Raw genomic sequence first — 2,640 nt, 5'->3', positions numbered from 1 at the left:
GGAAAGGATAGAAAAAGCTGATCTGGCCGCACTGGCTCATGGCGGGCTATGCGAAGGCTGCCAGGTCTGCAATTATCCGCAGTGTCCTTTTGGGAAAAACAGCTGTCTGTAAGGGGGCAAAACAATTGCAGCATCTCAGCCTGGAACAAGCACAACAAGAACTGTTAAGCGTTTTGCCAAGCCTGGAAATGGAATTAGTGCCCTTATCTGCAGGCCTGGGACGGATATTGGCCAGCGATATAGCGGCTCCATACAGTCTGCCCCAATCTGACCAATCCGCGGTGGACGGGTATGCAGTAGGGCGTCCGACCTCAACGATACCCAGCAGCTTTAAAATGGTTGGAGATTATCGTTTAGGGGAAGCGCCCCAACAGCCCTTGCGGGACAATGAGGCCGTAAGGGTGAGCACCGGGGGCAATTTGCCGCCGGGGACCTGCGCGGTGGCGCCCCATGAAAAAACCACGTGCAACGGTGAAATGCTTCTAGTCGCTGAAATAGCTAAACTTGGGCAAAACATCAAAAACAAAGGTGAAGATTTCCGCCAGGGTGAGACCATTCTCTATGGCAAGAGCCGGCTAAACGCAGGCAGCATCGCCCTGCTGGCCGCCATGGGAATCGGCACCGTACCGGTTTATCGTCAACCCCGTATAGGGATCATTAATCTGGCTCCCAATGTTGTTCCCGCATCCCTGCCGATCGGATCAGGGCAAACCTGGGACAGCAATGGACCGATGCTGACAGCGCTGGTGCAACAGCATGGGGGGCGTGCGGTGATCGCAGAAACCGCGTGTGGCAGCGAAATGACTTCCCGATTGCTGGAGCTGCTGGATCAGGTTGATATCGTGATCTGCACAGGCGGTTCCTATATGGAAGACGATAGTGAAGCCCGGCAGCTCTTCGCAGCCGTTGGAGCCCGGGTTTTATACTGGGATATAGCCGTTCAGCCCGGAAGTCATACCGGGGCGGCGAGCTTGGACTCCCGCCTGTTGTTTTCGCTTTCCGGTAATCCGGCAGCCTGCTTTGTAGGTTACCATCTTTTTGTAGCTCCGGTTATCAGGGCTATGATGGGCCAGGCGAAGCTGCCCGGGAGGATTGCCGCCCGTTGCGTCAACGGCTTTAGTAAAGCCGCCAATACCAGGAGAATGGTTAGAGGCCAGGCATGTTACCGCAACAGCGAATGGGAAGTTGAAGTGCTGCCCGGCCAAAAGCCGAGTATGATCAGATCGTTATTGGAATGCAATGCATTAATCGATATCGCCGCGGGTAGCCCTGCGGTTGAAGCAGGCAGTAATGTCCAGATATTGCTGCTGTAATTAAGCACCAATAAGGAGGTGAAGTTGTGAAACCAGATTACACGGAGATCGTAGCCGGGTATAAAGACAAGCCCGGAGGAATAATCGAAGCCTACCATGCCATCCAACGAGCTTATAATTATATCCCCGAAGAGGCCGTTGCCGTGGCCGCACAGGTGTTCGACATGTCAAAAGCCGAGGCCTGGGGAGTAGCCACCTTTTATTCATATTTAAAGGTGGGAGAGCGCGGCCGCTATATCATCAGGATATGTGAAAGCGCCCCTTGCCATATAGCCGGTGCGGAAGAAGTCGTAGCCGCCCTGGAAAAACAGCTGGGTATCAAGATGGGTGAAACCACTGCTGACGGAAAATTCACCCTGGAGCTCACCGAATGTGTAGGCCAATGCCAGGCGACCCCGGTTATTACTATAAACAGTAAGCCGTACGGGGACGTTACTGCAGATGGGATAGCAGACATTCTAGCGCAATGCAAATAAGAAAGGAGGGACATAATGGCGGAAGAAATGCGTGTTTTACTGCCAGGTGAATCGGAAGATCTGAGCAGCCTGGAAAACTATAAAAATACCGGCGGCTACAAGGCTCTGGAAAAAGCGCAGGCCATGGACAGGATGGACCTGATCGAAACAGTTAAAAAGTCCGGATTGCGTGGACGCGGCGGCGCCGGGTTCAATGCCGGCATGAAATGGCAATTCTCATACAGTGTGGACACGGAACAGAAATATGTGATCTGCAACGCTGACGAAGGCGAGCCAGGCACATATAAAGACCGTATTCTGCTGGAGACTGTGCCTCATCGCGTATTGGAAGGGATGGCTATCTGCGCCTATGCCATCGGCGCCAGTCAGGGCTATATCTACTGCCGGGGGGAATACCCCTTTGTAGTGGAATCTCTCAATAACGCCATCAAAGAGGCCAAAGACAGCGGAGTCCTGGGCGATTTCGATATAGAGGTGCGCATGGGAGCCGGCGCTTATGTGTGCGGCGAGGAAAGCGCCTTGATCGAATCCATTGAAGGGCATCGCGGTGAACCCCGTTTCAAACCCCCCTTCCCGCCGGTTACAGGCTTGTGGGGTAAGCCCAGCATCGTCAACAATGTGGAAACCCTGGCTTGCGTCCCCTTGATAGTGGAAAAGGGAGCGGATTGGTTTAAATCCATAGGTGCCGCCAATTATCCCGGAACCAAGTTATTGACCCTTACCGGTGACGTAGTGGAGCGCAAGATCATTGAGGTGCCCACCGATGTCACCATCCGTCAGGTCGTTTACGATTATGGCGGAGGCATCAGGGACGGCAAAAAGTTTAAGGCGGTTCAGATCGGCGGTACCTC

Annotated in this window: 3 protein-coding genes; all 3 read left to right on the top strand. The window is 53.7% G+C overall.

Features of this window, described 5'->3' with window-relative positions; all coding sequences use genetic code 11:
- Nucleotides 1-125 precede the first annotated feature (125 nt).
- Nucleotides 126-1,313, top strand: coding sequence for a molybdopterin molybdotransferase MoeA (locus tag B3W37_RS02585; RefSeq protein ID WP_483174687.1), 1,188 nt, complete (start codon nucleotides 126-128; stop codon nucleotides 1,311-1,313).
- 26 nt (nucleotides 1,314-1,339) lie between these two features.
- On the top strand, nucleotides 1,340-1,789 hold the full coding sequence (locus tag B3W37_RS02580) for an NADH-quinone oxidoreductase subunit NuoE family protein (RefSeq protein ID WP_481038261.1): 450 nt from the start codon (nucleotides 1,340-1,342) through the stop codon (nucleotides 1,787-1,789).
- A 15-nt stretch (nucleotides 1,790-1,804) separates the two neighbouring features.
- On the top strand, nucleotides 1,805-2,640 hold an 836-nt coding region (locus B3W37_RS02575), incomplete at its 3' end, for a complex I 51 kDa subunit family protein (protein ID WP_483174686.1).

This window comes from Syntrophomonas sp. UBA5494 (assembly GCF_002426325.1).
Note: the sequence above shows the minus strand (reverse complement) of the source record. Positions and strands in the feature narration are given on the sequence as shown.